Origin of the sequence: Rhodococcus sp. NPDC056516, assembly GCF_042794655.1 — a bacterium.
In the GTDB taxonomy this organism is placed as follows: domain Bacteria; phylum Actinomycetota; class Actinomycetes; order Mycobacteriales; family Mycobacteriaceae; genus Rhodococcus_F.
The window spans coordinates 1-18,906 of sequence record NZ_JBHTTG010000009.1; the positions used below are offsets into that span (position 1 = coordinate 1).

The following is an 18,906-nucleotide window of genomic DNA, read 5'->3' on the forward strand; positions in this document are numbered from 1 at the left end:
ACGTTCACACCATCCGGGCAGGGGCGTGACCGACGACGCGCCGGGATCGAGCGAACGGCACTTCCGTCGCCTTCAACGAGATGAACGGTACGTTCGCTGGGGCAGGGCTGGCGGGGTGGGCCGGGAGAACCGGCAAAACTCGTGGGCACTTAGCGCAGCGCCGCCTGTAGCACCTCGCACAGCACATCCAGCGTCCTCGGATACTGGGATTGCGTCGGCGTGCTGTATCCGACGACGATGCCGTCACCCCCGACTGAAGACACGTCGGGGTGCCGGAAGGTCGAGAGCCCTTCGAGGCCGAGATCGCGTGTCTGAGCAGCAGCAAGCACGGCTTGTTCGCTTCCTGAAGGCAGTCGCACCACAGCGTGAAGTCCCGCGGAGATCCCCTCGATCCGGACCTGAGGTACCTGCTGAGCGAGCGTCGCAACCAGTTGATCGCGTCGTCGTCGGTAAGTGGCGCGCATCTTCCGAATATGGCTGTCGAATCTTCCGGACTCGATGAAGTCTGCCAAGGTCAATTGATCCGTTGAACTGACCCAGCGTTCGTAGGGTCCCTTTGTTGCGAGAACGGGTTCGATCAGCCTGTCCGGCAACACCATCCACCCAATTCGAATCGCCGGCGACAGTGTCTTGCTGACAGTGCCCAGGTAGGCAACCTGCTGCGGTGCGATGCCTTGGAGTGCTCCGACAGGCTTTCTGTCATAACGGAATTCGCCGTCGTAGTCGTCTTCGATGATGACGCCGCCCGTGCTCGAGGCCCATTCGACAGCGGTTGCTCGCCTTGCCGGCGTCAGTGGTCCCCCGAGAGGGAACTGATGCGTCGGAGTCAGAAGCGCGCTGCGAGTGGATGTTGACGCCAATTCTTCTGTGCAAGTTCCGGATTCGTCTACGGAGATGGGAACTGTTCGTAATCCTTCGTCGACAAGTAGCTGCCGGTGAAGGTGAAGGCAGAACGAATCGACGGCAATCGCTCCGCCAAGTGCACGGGCGAGGAGGGAGATCCCGTGACCCGAGCTGGCACTGATCACTATGCGGTTCGGGTCGACGCGAACTCCTCTGGCTCGGCTCAAATAGGTGGTGAGGGCGTTTCGGAGCTCGACTCGGCCTCTGGGGTCAGTGGCGGCGAATGCGTCGTTCGGTGCGGCAGTCAACGCCCGCCTGGCGGAGGAAATCCATGCAGCGCGGGGAAACGCCGACGCGTCCGGCGATCCGGGGAGAAGGCTGTAGGTGAAGCGCGGTCTTGTCGGCGACGGATCGGTCCCGCGAATGTGTGCGTCGGCGAGCGAAGCGACTACGGTCCCCGAACCCTGCCGTGTGACGAGCCATCCAGCTGCAGCAAGCTCGGCATAGCAGTCTGCAACGGTGTTTCGTGCGACGCCGAGGTCGAGTGCCAGGGTGCGGGAGGGTGGAAGCCTGGTGCCAGGTTTCAACAGCCCACTGTCGATCGCGTCGCGAAGCGTCTGTAGCAACGCGGCTCGAACCCCAATTCCGTGCGGTAGTTCGACATGCAGATCGAACCCAAGATTGGCCCATGAATTCATCACCGGATTGAACCACGTTTCGGGGTCTTTTCGGGCTTACGGTTTAGGTATGACTACAACAACAGGCCAACGAATCGACATTGCGAAGCTGGCGCCCGAGGTCTACAAGGCGATGATTGCGTTGGATGCCGCTGCGCGTCAGGGGCTGGAGCCGACGCTTGTCGAATTGGTCCTCACCCGCGCGTCGCAGCTGAATCACTGCGCATGGTGCTTGGACATGCACACACGTGATGCTCGAAAGGTCGGTGTGACGGAGCAGAAGCTGTATCTGCTGAGCGCGTGGGAAGAAGCGCGAGGGATGTACTCCGATCGCGAACGCGCCGCTCTCGCCTTGACCGAGGCCGTCACAGTCCTCACCGACGGTTTCGTTCCGGACGGGGTGTACAGTGAGGCGGCCGGCGAATTCTCGGACGTGGAACTGGCCCAGCTCATCAGCGTCATCTTGACGATCAATGCGTGGAATCGCATCGCGGTGACCACGAGGAAGGCGCCTCCGGTTCGAAGCTGACCCCGAGTCGCATCCTCTGCGTTCGATCCGGGGTCCTTTGTCTCAGCCGAATATTTAGGTAATCGCCCCAAAGGCGACCAAAAGATTGATTACGAGTGTGAACAAAACCGACTGAATCTTTGAATGTGATGCAAATCACATTATGAACCATCGGACGAGCGTGCCGAGCGCGGACAGGTTGTCCGAATTCCGACAAAGCAGTCTCGGTTGAAATCTCCCATGAAGGGGCCCGCCACGCGGGCCCCTTCATTTTGCGCGCGGACCGAAAGCGTCCCTTCCTGTGGGTTTCCTTGGAATCCATGAGTTACCTACTGGCTAGCGGCCGAGAAATGACGGGATCGTCTGGGTTGGGTGAGCCATTTTTGGGTTGATCGTGACGGTTGTGCGGTTGGACAAGGTTTCAGTCACCGGCTTGGCTAACTCGTTGCCCGTGGGGCGTCGCTGCGCTCAAAGGCTGGATGAGCATGTGTACTTTCTTGAAACATGCACTACATTGCCTTCTAGTAACTGGCTGGTTGCCATAAGTAACTGGCCTATCCTCTCGGAAGTGAGTGCTGGACAGCGTGGTCTTGGGAATCCAGGCAACCTCCCCGCTACCGAAATGTCTTGAAAGGGAAGCTTTGATGACTGTGTCTGGTTCACGGCGGAGGCCGCTTGCTCTCCGGCTCTCGCTAACCGCAGCTATTGCCGTGACGGTAGCCGGCAGTAGCGTTGCTTTTGCTTCACCGGCTGTCTCCGCGCCACTGCCGGTGCGAGCCGCGGCGGCTCCGGCATTCACTGCCGGGCTGTGCGAGGGCACCGAGTACACGCCCTCGGAGCAGATGCTCGACATCGCAGGTGTTCGACTCGAACATTACAACGACGGCAACATCGTGCCGCTGTACGGCACTACTGATCGGGGTACCTCGACCGCGGTCGACGCGCCGGTCTGCGGTGTTCGCGACGTCGACGGAATCGCGAAGTCGGAATGGATGTACTGCACGGACTTCGATCTCGATCCCTGTGCCGGCGTCGACGAGAACGGCTTGCCCGTCGACAAGCACAACGACGAGATGGGGCCGACCGTGCCGTCTTCGGGCAATCCCGATCTGTCGGCCGACGATCTCGCTGTCATCAGTTGGTTGCTGCAGAATCCTGCCAAGCTCGACGGCAGCGTCTCGGGCAATGGCAGTGAAGATGCGCGCTCGGCGCGCCAGACGCTGGTGTGGTGTGTCTCGGACTACGACAATCCGCTGATGGCAGACTTCAAAGGCTTGTGCGACAGGAATCTCGGCGCAGACGAGCGTGCTCGCATCGTCGAGATCATGAACGTCACGCAAACGCTCGACCTTGCTCGCAAGACGCCGGCGACCGGCACCCTGAAAGCCGGAGAAACCGCCGTTTTCACCCTGAACACGAATATGTACCGGAAGCCGATCAGTGTTCAGTCTTCGGCGGGAACCGAACTCACTGTCTGTGGCGACAACGGCAAGGCGACGCTGAGTGGAAACCAATTGACGGTCGACGGTCGCGGAGATGCACCGACCGCCGTTGATCTTTGCCTCACCGCTGCGAACAGCGGGGACTACTCCGTGACCGCAAGCGTTATTCCGGATTCGGTCGAGAACCTGCACTGGAACACTGCCGGGGCGGAATGCCAGATCTTCGCGTCGTTCGACACCGTTCGGCCCGCTTCGATGAATGCATCCGCCAGCGTCGGATATGCCGCAGTGCCCACGACAACACCGGCAACAACGACGCCCGCAACGACGACACCGGCAACGACAACACCGGCAACAACGACGCCCGCAACGACGACACCCGCAACTCCCGTCGTTCCGATCGTGCCCATAGTGCCGATTGTTCCGATCGTGCCCATCATTCCGATTGTGCCGGTCGTGCCCGTAGTTCCCGGTGTTCCTGTTCCGTCGCAGCCGGTTGCCACGCCTGCGACTCCGGCACCGGCGACTCCGAAGCCGGCCACAGGACCTCGGCCGGTTGCCATCGACGGTGGTGCTGCTGAACAGAATTCAGGCCGTAACGTCGCCGTCGCAGTGACAGGTCTCGCCCTGGTCGGAATGGCTGCTGCCGGAGCAGTTGCTCTCCGCCGCAAGCGTTCCTGACGCCAGGCACAAGCAGTAGACGTCGGCACCGATCACAGGCTGTGTGATCGGTGCCGACACTGATCAGACGCAGGGGGCGTCAATTCGCAAGAGGTGCCGGGGGCGCCTCATCCCGCAGGAGACAGTTCGATGACAATGTACGAGTCGGATCCCAACCCATACGACGATCCCAACCACGACCAGCCCGCGAGTCCCGCTAAGGGGCGTCGCGTCGCGCTCATCCTGGCCGTCATCGCGGTGCTTGTCGCTGGCGCTTCCATGGCCTTCGTCGGCCTACGATCCTCCGATGACAATGCTGCGATTCCGCCGAGTCCGGGAGTTGTCGTGTCGCACTCCGCGAATCCAGCACCGGCGGATGCGTTGATGGCTCCCAACACCCTTTCGCTCGATCCGGTGGGTGTTCAGGCGCCGATCGTGGACGCCACAGTCCCTGACGGCGTCCTCACTCCGCCGGAGAACGTCAAGAACGTCGGAATCTGGCTCGACGGTGCCGCCCTCGACTCGGTCACCGGCACGACTTTGATTGCCGGACACGTCAATTTGACCGGCCAGGGTAACGGCGCACTGTTCGACCTGGGCACGATCGAACCAGGTGAAGTGATCCGTACATCCGACGCGACCGGCAAGAGCACGTCGTGGAAGGTGACCGCGGTGAAGACGCGTCCGAAGGCCGACGGCGTGGAGGAAAGCGTGTTGGCCGGCCCGGAGGGCGCCCGCAAGTTGGCTGTTGTCACCTGCGGCGGTGAACTCCAATTCGAGGACGGTGTGGGGAACTACGCCGACAACGTCTACCTGTACGCGGACCTGATGGTCTGACTCACTGGAAATTGCGCCCACGGTCCCCGATCTCTCGTCGTAGAGATCGGGGACTACCTGTTGGATAGTGTCGCAGGCATGGATCTTCACCTTTCTGGGAAACGTGCCATTGTCGCCGGCGGGAGCAAGGGGATCGGCCTGGCCATTGCCAGAGGTCTCGCAGCTGAAGGGGTTGATGTCGCGATACTTGCGCGGACGGAATCGACTGTCGTGGACGTTGCCCGAGATTTGGCTTCGGAGTTCGGAGTTCGAGCTGTCGGCATCGCGACCGACACGCGTGACGACGATTCGGTCCAGGCGTCGGTGCGGCGGGTGGTCGAGGAGTTCGGCGGCGTCGACATTCTGGTCAACTCGGCTGCGACGCCGTTCAGTGCGGGGCGATCGTTCGACTTGGAGGCGACCTCCGATGATGTCGTGCGTGGTGAGCTCGACGTCAAAGTGCTGGGGTACCTGCGCACTGCACGCGCAGTAGCGCCATATCTGATCGATCAAGGCTGGGGCCGGATCATCAACATCAGCGGCTTGGGGGCCAGACAGGCCACTTCGATCGCCCACACGATCCGCAACGTCAGTGTGTCGGCGCTGACCAAGAATCTTGCAGACGAGCTGGGCCCCAAGGGAATCAACGTCACCGTCGTCCATCCGGGGGTTACGCGAACCGAAAGGTTGACCGCACGGATCGCGCGCGAGTCGGAAGAATCCGGCCGTTCGCCTGCGCAGGTGGAAGAGGGCATCGCGACGAACTCGATTCACCGGATCATCGACGCCGAAGAAGTAGCGGACGTCGTGACTTTCCTGGCATCGCCGCGGAGCATCGCAATCACGGGGGACGCAGTGGCTGTCGGTGGGGGAGTGCCGGGGCCGGTCTACTACTGATACCTCGCGTACGGCTACCTGGTCGCGGTGGTGACGATCGTGTGAACGCGTCCGCCGCCGAGTCTCTTGCTTTCGTACATCGCCGAATCAGCGACTTTCTGCATGTCCGTGAACGCTGCTGCGCGCTCTTCTCCGGCGACGAATTTGTGGGTACGCACGGCGATTCCGATGCTCGACGTCGACGGGATCTCGTCGGCGTTCGAGTGCATTGCCGGCCCGATCGAGTCGAGCATCGGGCCGATTGCCGGGACCGGAAGTCGTTGTACGAGGACGAATTCGTCGCCACCGACTCGCGCGACGACAGCATCGGCATGCGCCCAGGACGACAAGCGCTGTGCCACTCGAAGAATGATGCGATCGCCGACGTCGTGACCGTGGACGTCGTTGATCGTCTTGAACCGGTCGATGTCGATCGCGATCACGAGTAGTGCCGCAGATTCCTGACGCTGGAACCCCTCGAGTACCTTCTCGACGTGGCGGTCGAGACCACGACGGTTCAGGAGACCGGTGAGTGGATCCAGGTCGGAGCTGGATGCGTCCATGCTGAGCATCGTCAGCACGATCTGCGAGATGAACGCGCAGATCATGAGTGCAGTGACGACAACCAACATTTTCGAAACGCCCAGCGCAGGATCGCGATCCGGTCCGAAGAGGATCGGCTCCGCAGCCACCGCGATCATCACAACCGAGAAGGTCAGGTGTGCGACCTGCAACTTCGGATTGTGAAAATAGGCGATGTAGATGCCGATCAGTGCGTAGATGACGCAAGTGAGCAGACGTGCGAGCGGTGCCGAGTCGCCGAGTATGGCGATCGAGACCGCAACATCGCAGAAGACCACGAAGCCGAACGATCTACGCTTGGTCGGGCCGAATGTCCACCAGGCGATTCCGACCGCGAAGCATGCGAGCGTGACGACGGTGTTGAAGAACAGAGCAACAGGGCTTGTCGGACCGGACGGGCTGAACCGATTGAGCAGTGAGCACACGCCGAGCCCGATGACGATGATGCCAAGAAGTAGCCGGGTGACGGCAGTCAGGCCGTTATCGCGAAGGTAGCGAGTGAAGCGGTCGTATTGATCGGGAAGAACCAACCACTCGCGGGTCAGCGTCCTCATGGACTTCATCTGCGACGTCATGGGCGCTTCAGTGTGCGATGGCGGGGGTGTGTACCGCGCATCGTGAACCGACTCCTCTTCTGTCCTGCACCTTGCAATGCTAACTGGGCCGATGCCGCATTGGACTGAGATGTTCGGATCGATGACCCGAGAGACGGGGTTGGGCCAGCATGGAGTATAAATACATCTTGTGTCTATGTTGTATTCCGCTTCCGAAACCGTCTTCCGCGAAGTCAAGGAACTGATCCTTTCCGGCGAGCTTGCCGGAGGGGAGTTGATCAGTGAGGGTGACATCGCCGCACGGACCAATGTGAGCCGCACGCCGGTGCGTGAGGCGTTTCTGCGTCTCGAATCGGAAGGTTGGATGCGCCTCTACCCGAAGAAGGGGGCGCTGATCGTCCCGGTCGCGGACGGGGAAGCGGAACACGTAGTCAGTGCCAGACAACTCGTCGAGACTCAGAGTGTTCGAGTGGTGTCGGTCCGACCGCACGCACGCGAAGTGCTTGTCGCAGCGTTGCGCGCGAATCTGATCGAGCAACGTGAGATTGCTGACCGCGGGGACGTGGCCGCATTCAGCGCAATCGACGCCGACTTTCACAAGATGATCGTTGCCGCCGGTGGGAACCCTTTGCTCGACTCGTTCTACGCAAGTCTGCGCGACAGACAACGGCGGATGACAGCACGGTCGATCTCGCGCGACCCTGGCCAACTCCCTCGGATACTGGCGGACCACACGGCGCTGACCGACCTCGTCGAATCCGGCGATGCTGACGGTTACAACACTGCCGCCCTCACACACATGCGCCAGGTGCACGGCCTCGGCTTCGAAGGAACTCTGTGATGAGCACCCAAACTATGGGCGCTGCGGCCGCGGTCGATCGTCGTCCCGGCAGTGAACGCGGCAGCGGTGGGAACTGGCTGTGGCTGACCGTCGCTGCCAGTATGTTCGCCGCGGCCTGGGGCGGTAACGAATTCACGCCGCTGCTGGTGATGTACCGACTCGACCACGGCTATTCGCCCGTGATGGTCGACTTCTTCCTCTTCGCCTACGTGGTCGGGATCGTGCCGGCCCTTCTGCTCGGCGGACCGCTGTCAGATCGATTGGGCCGACGCCCGATCATGCTTCCGGCACCGATCATCGCGATCGCCGGTTCGGCGCTTCTCGCTTTCGGTGCCGACTCCGCCGCTGTCCTGATCTTGGGAAGAATCCTCTGCGGCATCGCTCTGGGGATCGGCATGGCCGTCGGCGGTTCGTGGGTAAAGGAGTTGTCCACGCAGCCTTGGGATTCGGAGGCGTCGGAAGGTGCGGGAGCCCGGCGAGCAGCGATGAGTCTGACCGCCGGCTTCGCGTTGGGGGCAGGTGCTGCGGGAATCTTGGCGCAGTGGGCGCCCATGCCGAGCGCGTTGGCGTACGTGCTGCACATCGTGATCACCGTAATTGCGGGCGTGGCGCTGTGGCGTGCGCCTGAAACCCGACCGGCACAGGAGAAATCCGATCGACGCAGGTTGATCGACGACCTCAAGATCCCTTCGGCGGGCCATCGCAGATTCCTCTACGTCGTTGTTCCCTTGGCTCCGTGGGTGTTCGGTGCTGCCAGTGTCGCGTATGCAGTCATTCCGTCGCTGATGACCGGGCACAGTGGCGATGCGCCCGTGGCCTTTTCGGCTTTGCTGTGCATGGTTGCGCTGACATGTGGGTTCGCGATTCAGTCGTTGGGGCGCAAGATCGATACCGACCGTAGTGCGCGTGGCGCTGTGGTGGCGCTGGTGTTTCTGGTGGTCGGCATGGCGGCCGCTGCTCTGGTTGCGTCGACGCTGACCGTGGCGGTCGCGATCGTCGCCGCAGCGATCCTCGGCTGCGGGTACGGCATGGCATTGGTGTCCGGATTGCTGGAGATCCAGCGAATCGCGGGCCCAGATGATCTGGCAGGGCTGACGGCAGTGTTCTACTCGATCACCTACATCGGGTTTGCCGTGCCGGCTCTGCTGGCAATGCTCTCGGAAAGCATTCCGGCGCTGAGTTATACGGTGACTCTTCTGTTCGGATCAGTTGCCGCAGCTGCTTGCCTGGTGCTGATCCTTTTCAAGTCGCGTTCGCATCTTCCGACTGCATGACGCCGCCGGGTCCGCCGACTCCCGCGAGAGTCGGCGGACCGGGTGAATCATGCATCTACAGTTGCGGACCCGTTCTCGGAGCTGTGAACCGAACTGTGTACTGAAGGCGCCGGTGCCGCCTTGTTCAGGCCGTTGAGCAAGCCGGTGATGTCGACGCCTGAGCTCTCGAGAGTTTCGATGACGCCGGCAATCACCTGGGGACTGATACCCAGGATCGAACCGATCGAACTCTGCGCCCCGTCGCTGCCTCCGACGATCGAGATGCGATCGATGTCTCCGACCGGCTTCGCCGCCGCTGCGGTGGCGTCGACCAATGCCGCCAGAACGTCGGGCAGAGTGAGCAACTGTGCCGCCTGCGGGGTGTAGGAATTGAGCGCCTCGGCGATCTGACGCTTACCGGCCGCCTCCGCTTCGAGCTTGGCGCGCAAACCATCCGCCTCGGCTTGCTGCTCGGCGCGAACGGCGTCGGCCGCTACCTTGCGTCCGTCAGCTTCGGCTTCCAGACGTGCTCGCAGGCCGTCGGCGTCAGCCTGCTGCTCAGCGCGAACGGCGTCGGCGACGAGCTTTCGTGCATCGGCCTGAGCGCCACCGGCCTGCCTTGCTGACTCGGCCTGTGCCTGGGCGCGGAGGATCGCAGCCTGCCGCTCACCCTCGGCGCGTGCGATGGAGGCTTGGCGTTCGGCCTCGGCCGGCGCAATGACATCTGCCTGCAACGCCGCTTCCGATTGCTGGGCGCGACGACGCTCGACCTCGGTGCGCGCCTCGACGCGGGCCGCCTCGGCCTGCTCACGTGCGATGCCGACGGCCTTCTCGGCTGTTGCCTGCGCGAGTGGTCCAGCCTGGTCGGCTTCGGCGTTCTCGGCTTCGGTCTGAGCTCGCAGGCGAGCGAGTTCGACGTCGCGCTTCTGATTCGCACTGGCGATCGCGGTGTCGGCTTCTGCCTGGGCGACGGATCCTGCCTGGCGCGCTTTTGCCGACTGGATCTGCGAATCACGCTCTGCTTCAGCAGTTCCGATTGCAGCATCGCGCTTGACCTCGGCGATACGGCGCTGACCCAGCGACTCGAGATAGCCGTTGAAGTCGGAGATTCCCGCGATCTTGATGACATCGACTTCCATGCCGATGCGGGCAAGGTCGCCGCCTGCCTCCTCGACCACGCTGCGGGCGAGGGAGTCGCGGTTGGAGTTCAAGTCCTCGACGGTCATGGTTGCGGTGATTCCGCGCAGACTGCCCGCGAGGATTTCGTTGATCTGCTGCTGCAGCTCGTCGAGATCGGAGGTCAGGAATCGTTGCACCGCTGTCTGAACCGCTTCGTCGGCGGAACCGATCCGTACCAGTCCGACTGCCTCGACATTGACCGGAACGCCGTCGTTGGAGAGTGCGTTCTTGAGGTTGATGCTGACGTTGAACGGTTCGAGAGACATGATGTCGACACGTTCGATGCCGGGAATCTTGAATCGGGCACCGCCGCGTACCACTTTCGGCTTGCCGCGACCGGTGAAGACCGCCACTTCGTTCGGCGGGACCTTGACGTAGTTCTTCACGTAGATCGCGGGTAGAACGATGAAGATGATTACCGCGACTACAACTGCAATGATGATGATTGCCAGCATGTATCGAGTCCTTAGATCGCGTCGTCAACCGTGACGACGTGAAGGTATTGATCGTCCACATCGGCGATGTAGACGGTGGTGCCGGTGGTGAGCGCCACCGGCTGTGAACTGATTGCCTTCGCCTGCACGCGATTGCCGTCGGCATCGACGAACGAGACTTCTCCCCAGCCTTCGGCGGCGATCGTGAGGGTGACTGTGCCCAGTAGTCCGGAGTATGAATCTCGCCCGATGTGCGAATTATCTTGTTGCTTCAGGAGATAAGGGAGGAGAAGGCCGCGCGTGACGACAACGAGAACGGCGGCGAGTGCGACTGCCGCAATCACCGCAACCAACGTCGGAGCGTCCGCGAGAGTGGCAGCTACGCCGCCGGCGCCGAAGCCGAAAAGTGCTGTGGCCAAAGTTGTCAGGCTCAGAAACGGCAGCCCGTCTGCGTGGCCGCCGCCGAGATCCGCAACCTCGCCGACGGCAAAGGCTCCGATCAGAGCGACAACTCCGATCACGAAACATATTGTGAATACAACGAACATCGATCCCCCGATCTACCTGTCGAGGAAGCGTGCCCTGAAATTTGTGTTGTCGGGGTCGTCCCTCGGCCCACCTCTATAGTAAAGGTAAGACAAAGCTAATCGGCGCATTCGGAATGTTTCGGCGTGGTGGTGCGGCTGTGTGGTGGTACGGCGTGTAAGCGTCAGAGTCGAGGTAGGAAGCGTTGATTCAGCCAAGCATCCCAGAGGGGCCGCAGCGGAGTGTCGGTGAAACGTGAAGCAAGATCGGTGAATTGCTCGGTGCTGACCGTGCTGTGCCGATGCTTCGTGGTCCACTGACGGATCAGTTCGAAGAACTTCTCGTCTCCGAGGACGCCGCGCAGGGCGTGCAGAGTCAACGCGCCCCGCTTGTAGATTCGATCGTCGAACATGTGGGCGGGGCCAGGATTGCCGATGATCAAGAACTGAGGTTTGCGCCGGAGCCCCTGATAGGCGTTGGCGGCCAATTGGTCGGAGGACGGGCCGCCGGAATTCTCGGACCAAATCCACTCCGCGTAGCAGGCAAAGCCTTCGTGCAGCCAGATGTCACACCATTGTCCGAGAGTGAGACTGTTGCCGAACCACTGGTGGGCAAGCTCGTGCGCGACAAGACGTTCGGAACCGCGCCTGCCCGTGCAGTGGTTGGCTCCGAAGATCGAGAGACCCTGCGCTTCGATGGGGATTTCGAGTTCGTCGTCGGTGACCACAGCCGTGTAGTCGGCAAAAGGGTACGGCCCGAACAGTTTTCCGAAGACTTCCAACATCTGCGGCTGACGACCGAAATCGATGTCGAACGCTGCGCGCAGTCGCGGGGGGTGAACGGCGAAGACCGGCACCGGACCGGCGCTCACCTGACGGTGCTCGTACTGGCCGATCTGAATGGTGGCCAGATAGGTTGCCATCGGTTCGGTCTGCTCGTAGACCCACGTGGTCTGACTTGCGCGGGTCTGCTTGCGGATCAGCTTGCCGTTGGCGAGGGCGTAGAACGGCGAATCGGTGGTGATCGAAATGCGGTACGACGCTTTGGAAATCGGATGGTCGTCGCAGGGGAACCAGGATGCGGCGCCGTTGGGCTGACTTGCGACCAGTATTCCTTCGTCGAGTTCCTCCCATCCGACCTCGCCCCACAGGCTTTTGATCGGCTCGGGATTGCCGTTGTACGCGATGGTGACCGACAGTGCACCGCCAGCGGGAATCTTGGTGGAGGGTGTGACGACCAGCTTGCTGTTCTGGTGCGTGTACTTGGTGCCGCGGGCACCGTTGACGGACACCTTGGACACCTGCAAGTTCTGCGCGAGGTCGAAGCTGAACTTGGATCGGCTCTCGGTGGTGACTGCGGTGATGACGGCTTTGCCCGCGAGACGGTTACTGAAGACCTTGTACGTCAGTTCCAGTTCGTACCGAGACACGCGGTAACCGCGGTTGCCGTTGTGCGGCAGGTACGGATCGAGCGGCTCCTCGAGCATGCGGTTCGGCTTCACGAGGCCGCCCACGGTGCAATCGGGTTGCCCTGCCAGCGCGTGGAAGGCGGAACGGTGTCACCTCGCATCACCAGAGATGCAGGCCCGACTGTCGCTCCCGCGCCGATGCCGGCTGCGGGTAGCGCGACACAATGCGGTCCCAGTGTTGCTCCTGCTCCCAGAGTGACGGTATCCATGGACATGATCCGATCATGGAAGAGATGAGTTTGCACGACGCACCCCCGTTCGACCGTCGCCCCGTCGCCCAAAGTCACAAGATCTGCCTCGGGTAGCCAGTAGGACTCACACCAAACGCCCTTGCCGATTTTCGCCCCGAGCCCGCGCAGGAAGATGTTCAGTACGGCAGTACCAGTCGCCGCACGGGCGAACCACGGTGCCGCGACCGTCTCGACGAACGCGTCGGCCACTTCATTGCGCCAGACGAACGAACTCCACAACGGATGCTCGACCTTGGTGATGCGTCCCACGACGATCCACTTTGCCGCGATGGTGATCGCGCCTGCAACCGCGCCGGCGACGAGCAGGACTACACCGCTCAGCAGCGCCGCGAGCCAGTATCCGACTGCGACGACCATCGCTTCGAGTGCAAACAGAACGCCGAGTCCGATGCCGAACGTCACCATGACCGGGATCAGACGGCAGGTTTCGACCACTCCACGGGCGATCTTGAGGCGCATCGGCGGATTGAACGTCCGGGCAGCGTCGGTGTCCCCGGCAGCCCGCCGCAGACGTACCGGTGGACTGCCGAGCCACGATGATCCGGACTTCGCCTTGGACGGTGTGGCGGACAGGACGGCCACCAGACCGTTCTTGGGGACGCGTCGACCGGGTGCGGTCATGCCGGAGTTTCCGAGGAACGCACGCTTGCCGATCTTTGCCTGTTCGATGTGCATCCAGCCGCCGCCGAGGCCGTAGCTCGCGACCATGGTGTCGTCGGCGAGGAATGCACCGTCGGCGACCGTCGTGAACTTGGGAAGCAGGAGCACCGTGGATGCTTCGACGTTCTTGCCGATCTTGGCACCCAGGAACCGGAGCCAACCCGGCGTCAGCAGGCTGGCGTAGAGGGGGAAGAGGAAGGTCCTGGCGGAGTCGAGCAGTCGTTCGGTCGCCCACACCTGCCAGCCGACGCGGCTGCGGACCGGGTGGTAGCCGGGGGTCATCCCGATCGAGAGAAGACGAACGGCAACCAGCGTCACGAGAGCGAAGACGAGCAGGGACAAGACAGTCGCCAAAGGGAGAATGATCATCGACTGAAGTACTGCGTTCCCGAGAGTCTCGGTGTCCCGAACCCACCAACCGATCAAAGCGATCCCGGTCATCAGCGCAAAGATAGGCATGCCGGCCAGGAAGATCGAGGTGACGCCGTACACCGGAACCCAGCCAGGCGCGCGCTTGGGATGCTCGGACGGCCACGGGTGATTTGCTTTGCCGATCTTGACCGCCGGGGATCCGGCCCACTGCTGGTTCGCTTTGACGCGGCCGAACACCGCCGATCCGGGTTCGACGACGGCGTCGCGACCGATACGTGCGCCGGGCAGAAGCGTCGAGCGTGAACCGACGGAGGCGCCGTCACCGATCTTGATCTCGCCGATGTGAATGACGTCGCCGTCGATCCAATGACCGGAGAGGTCGACTTCGGGTTCGACGGAGCAGCCGTCACCGAGTTCGAGCATGCCGGTGATGGGGGGAAGTGTGTGGAGATCGACGCCGCTGCCGATGTCGGCACCGAGGGCGCGTGCGTAGTACAGCATCCACGGTGCACCCGAAAGGTTGGCTGCCCCACTGGCTTCGGTGAGGCGCAGAGCTATCCACAGACGCAGATGCTCACTACCTCCTCGCGGATATGTGCCCGGTTCCAGCTTGCGTAGGAGCAGGCGTGCTCCGACGACAGTGATGGTCATGCGCCCGATCGGCGTGATGAACACGATGAACGCCAGCAGGATCCACCACCACGAGATGCTGGGAGCCCATTTCGCATCGACGAACCAGCCGAGGACGTTGTTCGCGATCGCCAGCCACGTCACCCATTGCAGTCCGGTGAGCGTCGTGAGCGGAACGGTGACGGCGATCTGCGCCACCTGAGTCTTCAAGGGTGTTGGAGCGACGATGCGCGGCTCCACAGTTTCGGTGGGCGCCAATTCGTCGAGATATTCGGCGAGCGATCCCAACCGTGGATGGTCGTAGAGCTGTGCGACGGTCACTTCGGGGAACCGCTCGCGCAGGGCGGTCACCAGCTGAGCAGCGGAGAGGGATCCACCGCCCACTTCGAAGAAGTCGTCGTCGAGTCCGGTGATCTGTGCGCCCAGGATCGATCCCCACAGGCCGGCCACCCATGCAGCGGTGCCGTCGAGTCCCAGCGCGGCCCCGGCGTCCTCGCCGGCTCCGGGCAACGGCCACGGCAGGGCATTGCGGTCGACCTTGCCTGACGTGCGCGTCGGAAGTTCGTCCATCAACGCCAGACGCGGCACGAGGGCTGCCGGTAATTGTTCGCTGAGCAAAGCGTGAGCGGCCTTGAGATCGAAGTCGGGGTCCGTGCTCGCGATGTATCCGACGAGGAGTTGATTGCCGGCCGCCGTTTTCTTCACGGCTGCGGCAGCGCCGCTGACACCCGGCAGGTTCTGCAGGGCATTGTCGACCTCACCGAGTTCGATCCGCCTGCCGCCGAGCTTGACCTGATCGTCTGCCCGGCCCTGGAACATCAGACCGGTGGTCTCGAGTCGGACCAGGTCGCCGCTGCGGTACGCGCGTTCCCACCCGAGCGAGGGCATCGACGCGTATTTCTCGGCGTCCTTCGCGGGATCGAGGTAGCGGGCCAGGCCGACGCCGCCGATCACAAGCTCGCCCACCTCACCGACCGCGACGGGATTGCTCTGGGCGTCGACGACGGCAAGGTCCCAGCCGTCGAGGGGGAGGCCGATACTGACGGGGCTCTTGCCGTCCATCAGCGCGCCGCAGGCCACGACGGTCGCCTCGGTGGGGCCGTAGGTGTTCCAGACCTCACGGCCCTCGACGGCGAGGCGCTCGGCCAGTTCGGGTGGGCAGGCTTCGCCGCCGAAGATCAGGAGTCGAACGGCTTCGAGAGCTTCGGCCGGCCACAGAGACGCAAGCGTCGGCACGGTGGAGACGATGCTGACGTCTCGCGAGACCAGCCACGGGCCGAGGTCCATACCGCTGCGGACCAGCGAACGAGGTGCTGGGACGAGGCAGGCGCCGTGACGCCACGCAAGCCACATCTCCTCGCAGGACGCGTCGAATGCCACGGACAGTCCCGCGAGGACGCGGTCGCCCGGCCCGATGGGCTCGTCCTGGAGGAACATGCGCGCCTCGGCGTCGACGAACGCTGCGGCGTTGAGATGGGTGACCGCGACGCCCTTGGGGGTGCCGGTGGATCCGGAGGTGAAGATGATCCAGGCGTCGTCGTCGGGTTCGGGCTCGCGAACCGGTGGATGTTCGAGTCGCTTCGGCGCCGTCCCTGGCTGGATACCGTCGCCGGTGATGATCGCCGCTACCTGCGCCTCGCCGAAGACCAACTCGGCGCGCTCTTCCGGATCGTCGGCGTCGACGGGCACATAGGCTGCGCCCGCCGCGAGGATTGACAGGATCGCCACGTACAGCGACCGCGAACCAGACGGCATCCTGATTCCGACGCGGTCACCTGCGCCGACGCCGGCATCACCGAGCCAGCGCGCACCGAGCTCGATCTCGTCGAGCAACTCCGAGTACGACAGTGTGGTGTCGCCGTCGTCGATGGCAGGTGCTTCCGGGTTGGCCTCGGCTGAGGCCCTCACGATGTCGATGAGCGTGCGCGGCGCAGGTGCATGCGCCGACCGTAGGAATACGGACGGTATCTCGAAAGATTGTTCCGTCTCCGACTGCGACTGGAGTGGCAAACCCGTTGGTCCTGTTCTACTCACGAAACTTAGAGTCCTGCGAACTGTCGAGTTGAAAGTCTCATGACAAGTTTGCGAGTTGGTGAACAGATATGCCTAATGCAACATGCCGAACGTGCCGGTCAGTCCGTACTGGCAGCTTGGGCGTGGCCTTCCGCCGAGTCGGCGAACTCGGGTGTGTCGAACACCTCTCCGCCCAGCGGATCGACGACCTTCGAATCCTCGGAGAAGTCGACAGCGCCGGTATCCGGGTCGATGTTGACCGCATGGGCGGGAACTTCGTGCACCGCGACGAGCATGTGGGCGTCGGAGGGCTCCGTAGTGATCCCGCTTTGCGACGGGGTGAGCCCGGCGAAGGTGGACGAGATTCTCAGATCGCGGAGCCGTTTCTCGGTGGGTTGCGGAACGTCGGTCGACGCCGAGGTATTTGTCGAAACCCGCAGGTAGCGCGGTGCCGAAGCGACCTCGTACCGGAAGGCCTTCAGCATCGACAGACATGCAAGCACCATGATGACCGAGAACGGCACGGCGGTGGCGATGGCAACGGTCTGCAGCGCCGTGAGCGATCCGCTGCCACCCACGATGAGGAGAACCGCGGCGGCGGCGCCGGAGAGGAACGTCCAGTAGACGCGGGTGATCTTGGAAGTTTCCAGGCTGCCACCCGTCGCGAGGATGTCGATGACTATCGAGCCGGAATCGGCGGATGTGACGAAGAAGAACACGATCACGACGATCGCGAGGACACTCGAAATCGTTCCGAGCGGAAGTCCGTCGAGAAGCGTGAACAGTGACGTGTTGGTGTCGACTGCGCCGGATGCGTCGAGCATCGTGCCCTCGTTGCGCTGACGAAGAATGCCGGAATTACCGAAGATCGTGAACCACAGCGACCCGACCAGCGTCGGGGCCAGCAGCACACCGAAGACGAATTCGCGGATGGTGCGGCCACGTGAGATGCGCGCGATGAACATGCCGACGAACGGTGCCCAGCTCATCCACCAACCCCAGTAGAAGATGGTCCAGGCGCCCTGCCAGCCGTCTTCGGCGAACGGGGACGTGCGCAGCATCAGTTCGGGCAAGGCCTGGACGTATCCGCCGAGGTTCTGCACCCACGACTGCATCAGGAACAGTGTCGGTCCCAGAATCAGGACGAACAGGGCCAGCGCTGCGGCGAGCATCATGTTGATGTTGGAGAGCCACTTGAGGCCCTTGGTGACGCCGGAGACGACCGAGAAGGTGGCCATACCCGTCACGATGACGATGATGGTGATGACCAACCAGTTGTCGGTCTCCACCCAGCCGAGGTAGTCGAGGCCGGCTGAGATCTGCTGGACACCGAAGCCCAGTGACGTCGCGACGCCGAACAACGTGCCGACGATGGCGACGACGTCGATGGCATGGCCGATCTTTCCCTCGATACGAGCGCGTCCGAGCAGTGGCTCGAGCAGCCAACGGATCGACAGCGGGCGACCCTTGCGATAAGTCATGTATGCCAGACCCAGACCGACGACGACGTAGATCGCCCATGCATGCAGGCCCCAGTGGAACAGAGTCAGTTCCATCGCTTGATTGGCTGCGGCGTCCGTGGATCCCGCGATCTGCCCGGCGACGGGTGGGGTCACATAGTGCGAAAGGGGTTCTGCCACTCCGTAGAACACGAGGCCGATGCCCATCCCGGCACTGAAGAGCATCGCGAACCACGAGAGCATGCCGAACTCGGGTTGCTCGTCGTCGCGCCCCAATCGGATGTTGCCGATGCGGCTGATTCCGCAGTACAGCGCAAAGATCACGAAACCGGTGGCCGAGAGGATGTACCACCAGCCGACGCCGTCGCTGATCACGTTGTTGAGCGTTTCGAAAGCGTCCGCGGCGGTTCCCGCGTAGATCACGGCAAAGGCGATCAGGGCAAAGATCACTATCGACGCGGGGATGAACACGGGTTTCCGTAGTTCACGCCACGCAGTTTTGACCGCAGTCATTCCACTCCTCGAACGTTCAGGCATTCACAGCGCCCATTCGGGCGGCCACGTGTCACGCGTAGGTGGGCGTTTCGCTCACACCATCGCAGGTCAAGACCGGGCTATTGCTTTGAAATTCAACGTAACGTCAAGTTTCGGTCAACTCAACTGGACGAAAGGTGCTGCACTGTCGCGAGAATTCCCACTGACTGCCGTTGATCCTGTTGTAAACCGTTGGGCGATAGTGTCATTGGGTAAGCAGTGGAATGCTGAACGACGAATACGATTGGTACGGTGAGTTGAACCGGTCGAGTCGACGCTCACCGATTGATCGTATTTGTCAAACTCGGCGAAACAGCCTGTCTGTCAG

General features: G+C 62.4%; 13 protein-coding genes. 6 read left to right on the forward strand and 7 right to left on the reverse strand.

The features are described from left to right. Window positions 1-149: 149 nt before the first annotated feature. Window positions 150-1,541, reverse strand: coding sequence for a PLP-dependent aminotransferase family protein (locus tag ACFQ6Y_RS25485; RefSeq protein WP_378638619.1), 1,392 nt, complete (start codon window positions 1,539-1,541; stop codon window positions 150-152). Between the two features lie 49 nt (window positions 1,542-1,590). Between ACFQ6Y_RS25485 and ACFQ6Y_RS25490 the strand changes: the two genes are divergently transcribed. The 4 genes from ACFQ6Y_RS25490 (at window position 1,591) to ACFQ6Y_RS25505 (ending at window position 5,843) form a co-directional block, all read left to right on the forward strand. Continuing rightward, window positions 1,591-2,049 (forward strand): carboxymuconolactone decarboxylase family protein, encoded by a 459-nt coding sequence (locus ACFQ6Y_RS25490; protein WP_378534625.1) that lies wholly within the window; start codon window positions 1,591-1,593, stop codon window positions 2,047-2,049. Between the two features lie 623 nt (window positions 2,050-2,672). After that, window positions 2,673-4,151: a hypothetical protein gene (locus tag ACFQ6Y_RS25495; RefSeq protein ID WP_378638621.1), complete on the forward strand. Its 1,479-nt coding sequence runs from the start codon at window positions 2,673-2,675 to the stop codon at window positions 4,149-4,151. Between the two features lie 129 nt (window positions 4,152-4,280). Beyond that, window positions 4,281-4,967, forward strand: a complete 687-nt coding sequence (locus ACFQ6Y_RS25500) for a class F sortase (RefSeq protein ID WP_378638624.1) — start codon at window positions 4,281-4,283, stop codon at window positions 4,965-4,967. A gap of 78 nt (window positions 4,968-5,045) precedes the next feature. Next, window positions 5,046-5,843, forward strand: coding sequence for an SDR family NAD(P)-dependent oxidoreductase (locus ACFQ6Y_RS25505; RefSeq protein ID WP_378534632.1), 798 nt, complete (start codon window positions 5,046-5,048; stop codon window positions 5,841-5,843). 14 nt (window positions 5,844-5,857) lie between these two features. Here ACFQ6Y_RS25505 and ACFQ6Y_RS25510 read toward each other — a convergent pair whose 3' ends face one another. Then, on the reverse strand, window positions 5,858-6,979 hold the full coding sequence (locus tag ACFQ6Y_RS25510; protein ID WP_378638628.1) for a GGDEF domain-containing protein: 1,122 nt from the start codon (window positions 6,977-6,979) through the stop codon (window positions 5,858-5,860). A gap of 175 nt (window positions 6,980-7,154) precedes the next feature. Here ACFQ6Y_RS25510 and ACFQ6Y_RS25515 point away from each other — a divergent pair, with 175 nt between their 5' ends. After that, window positions 7,155-7,799 carry a GntR family transcriptional regulator gene (locus tag ACFQ6Y_RS25515; RefSeq protein WP_378638633.1) on the forward strand — a complete coding sequence of 215 codons (645 nt, stop codon included), beginning with the start codon at window positions 7,155-7,157 and terminating at the stop codon, window positions 7,797-7,799. Beyond that, window positions 7,799-9,073, forward strand: a complete 1,275-nt coding sequence (locus ACFQ6Y_RS25520; protein WP_378638638.1) for an MFS transporter — start codon at window positions 7,799-7,801, stop codon at window positions 9,071-9,073. Before ACFQ6Y_RS25515 ends, ACFQ6Y_RS25520 begins: the two co-directional genes overlap by 1 nt. 47 nt (window positions 9,074-9,120) lie before the next feature. Here the strand turns inward: ACFQ6Y_RS25520 and ACFQ6Y_RS25525 are convergent, their stop codons facing one another. The 5 genes from ACFQ6Y_RS25525 to ACFQ6Y_RS25545 form a co-directional block, all read right to left on the reverse strand. After that, window positions 9,121-10,686, reverse strand: coding sequence for an SPFH domain-containing protein (locus ACFQ6Y_RS25525; protein WP_378638642.1), 1,566 nt, complete (start codon window positions 10,684-10,686; stop codon window positions 9,121-9,123). Window positions 10,687-10,697: 11 nt separating this feature from the next. Further along, a complete protein-coding gene (locus tag ACFQ6Y_RS25530; protein WP_378546024.1) occupies window positions 10,698-11,213 on the reverse strand; it encodes a hypothetical protein in 516 nt (171 codons plus the stop codon). Between the two features lie 161 nt (window positions 11,214-11,374). After that, window positions 11,375-12,676, reverse strand: a complete 1,302-nt coding sequence (locus tag ACFQ6Y_RS25535; RefSeq protein ID WP_378639539.1) for a M1 family metallopeptidase — start codon at window positions 12,674-12,676, stop codon at window positions 11,375-11,377. A gap of 11 nt (window positions 12,677-12,687) precedes the next feature. Continuing rightward, the gene (locus tag ACFQ6Y_RS25540) at window positions 12,688-16,581 is read right to left on the reverse strand and encodes a Pls/PosA family non-ribosomal peptide synthetase (RefSeq protein ID WP_378639541.1); all 3,894 of its coding nucleotides are present in this window, start codon (window positions 16,579-16,581) and stop codon (window positions 12,688-12,690) included. A gap of 122 nt (window positions 16,582-16,703) precedes the next feature. After that, a complete protein-coding gene (locus ACFQ6Y_RS25545) occupies window positions 16,704-18,557 on the reverse strand; it encodes a BCCT family transporter (protein ID WP_378638646.1) in 1,854 nt (617 codons plus the stop codon). Window positions 18,558-18,906: the final 349 nt, after the last annotated feature.

Coding starts and splice junctions, on each gene's coding strand:
- ACFQ6Y_RS25545 (WP_378638646.1), bottom strand. CDS start 18,557: ATGACTGCGGTCAAAACTGCGTGGCGTGAACTACGGAAACCCGTGTTC.
- ACFQ6Y_RS25515 (WP_378638633.1), top strand. CDS start 7,155: ATGTTGTATTCCGCTTCCGAAACCGTCTTCCGCGAAGTCAAGGAACTG.
- ACFQ6Y_RS25535 (WP_378639539.1), bottom strand. CDS start 12,676: ATGCTCGAGGAGCCGCTCGATCCGTACCTGCCGCACAACGGCAACCGC.
- ACFQ6Y_RS25495 (WP_378638621.1), top strand. CDS start 2,673: ATGACTGTGTCTGGTTCACGGCGGAGGCCGCTTGCTCTCCGGCTCTCG.
- ACFQ6Y_RS25505 (WP_378534632.1), top strand. CDS start 5,046: ATGGATCTTCACCTTTCTGGGAAACGTGCCATTGTCGCCGGCGGGAGC.
- ACFQ6Y_RS25500 (WP_378638624.1), top strand. CDS start 4,281: ATGACAATGTACGAGTCGGATCCCAACCCATACGACGATCCCAACCAC.
- ACFQ6Y_RS25485 (WP_378638619.1), bottom strand. CDS start 1,541: ATGAATTCATGGGCCAATCTTGGGTTCGATCTGCATGTCGAACTACCG.
- ACFQ6Y_RS25520 (WP_378638638.1), top strand. CDS start 7,799: ATGAGCACCCAAACTATGGGCGCTGCGGCCGCGGTCGATCGTCGTCCC.
- ACFQ6Y_RS25525 (WP_378638642.1), bottom strand. CDS start 10,686: ATGCTGGCAATCATCATCATTGCAGTTGTAGTCGCGGTAATCATCTTC.
- ACFQ6Y_RS25510 (WP_378638628.1), bottom strand. CDS start 6,979: ATGACGTCGCAGATGAAGTCCATGAGGACGCTGACCCGCGAGTGGTTG.
- ACFQ6Y_RS25490 (WP_378534625.1), top strand. CDS start 1,591: ATGACTACAACAACAGGCCAACGAATCGACATTGCGAAGCTGGCGCCC.
- ACFQ6Y_RS25530 (WP_378546024.1), bottom strand. CDS start 11,213: ATGTTCGTTGTATTCACAATATGTTTCGTGATCGGAGTTGTCGCTCTG.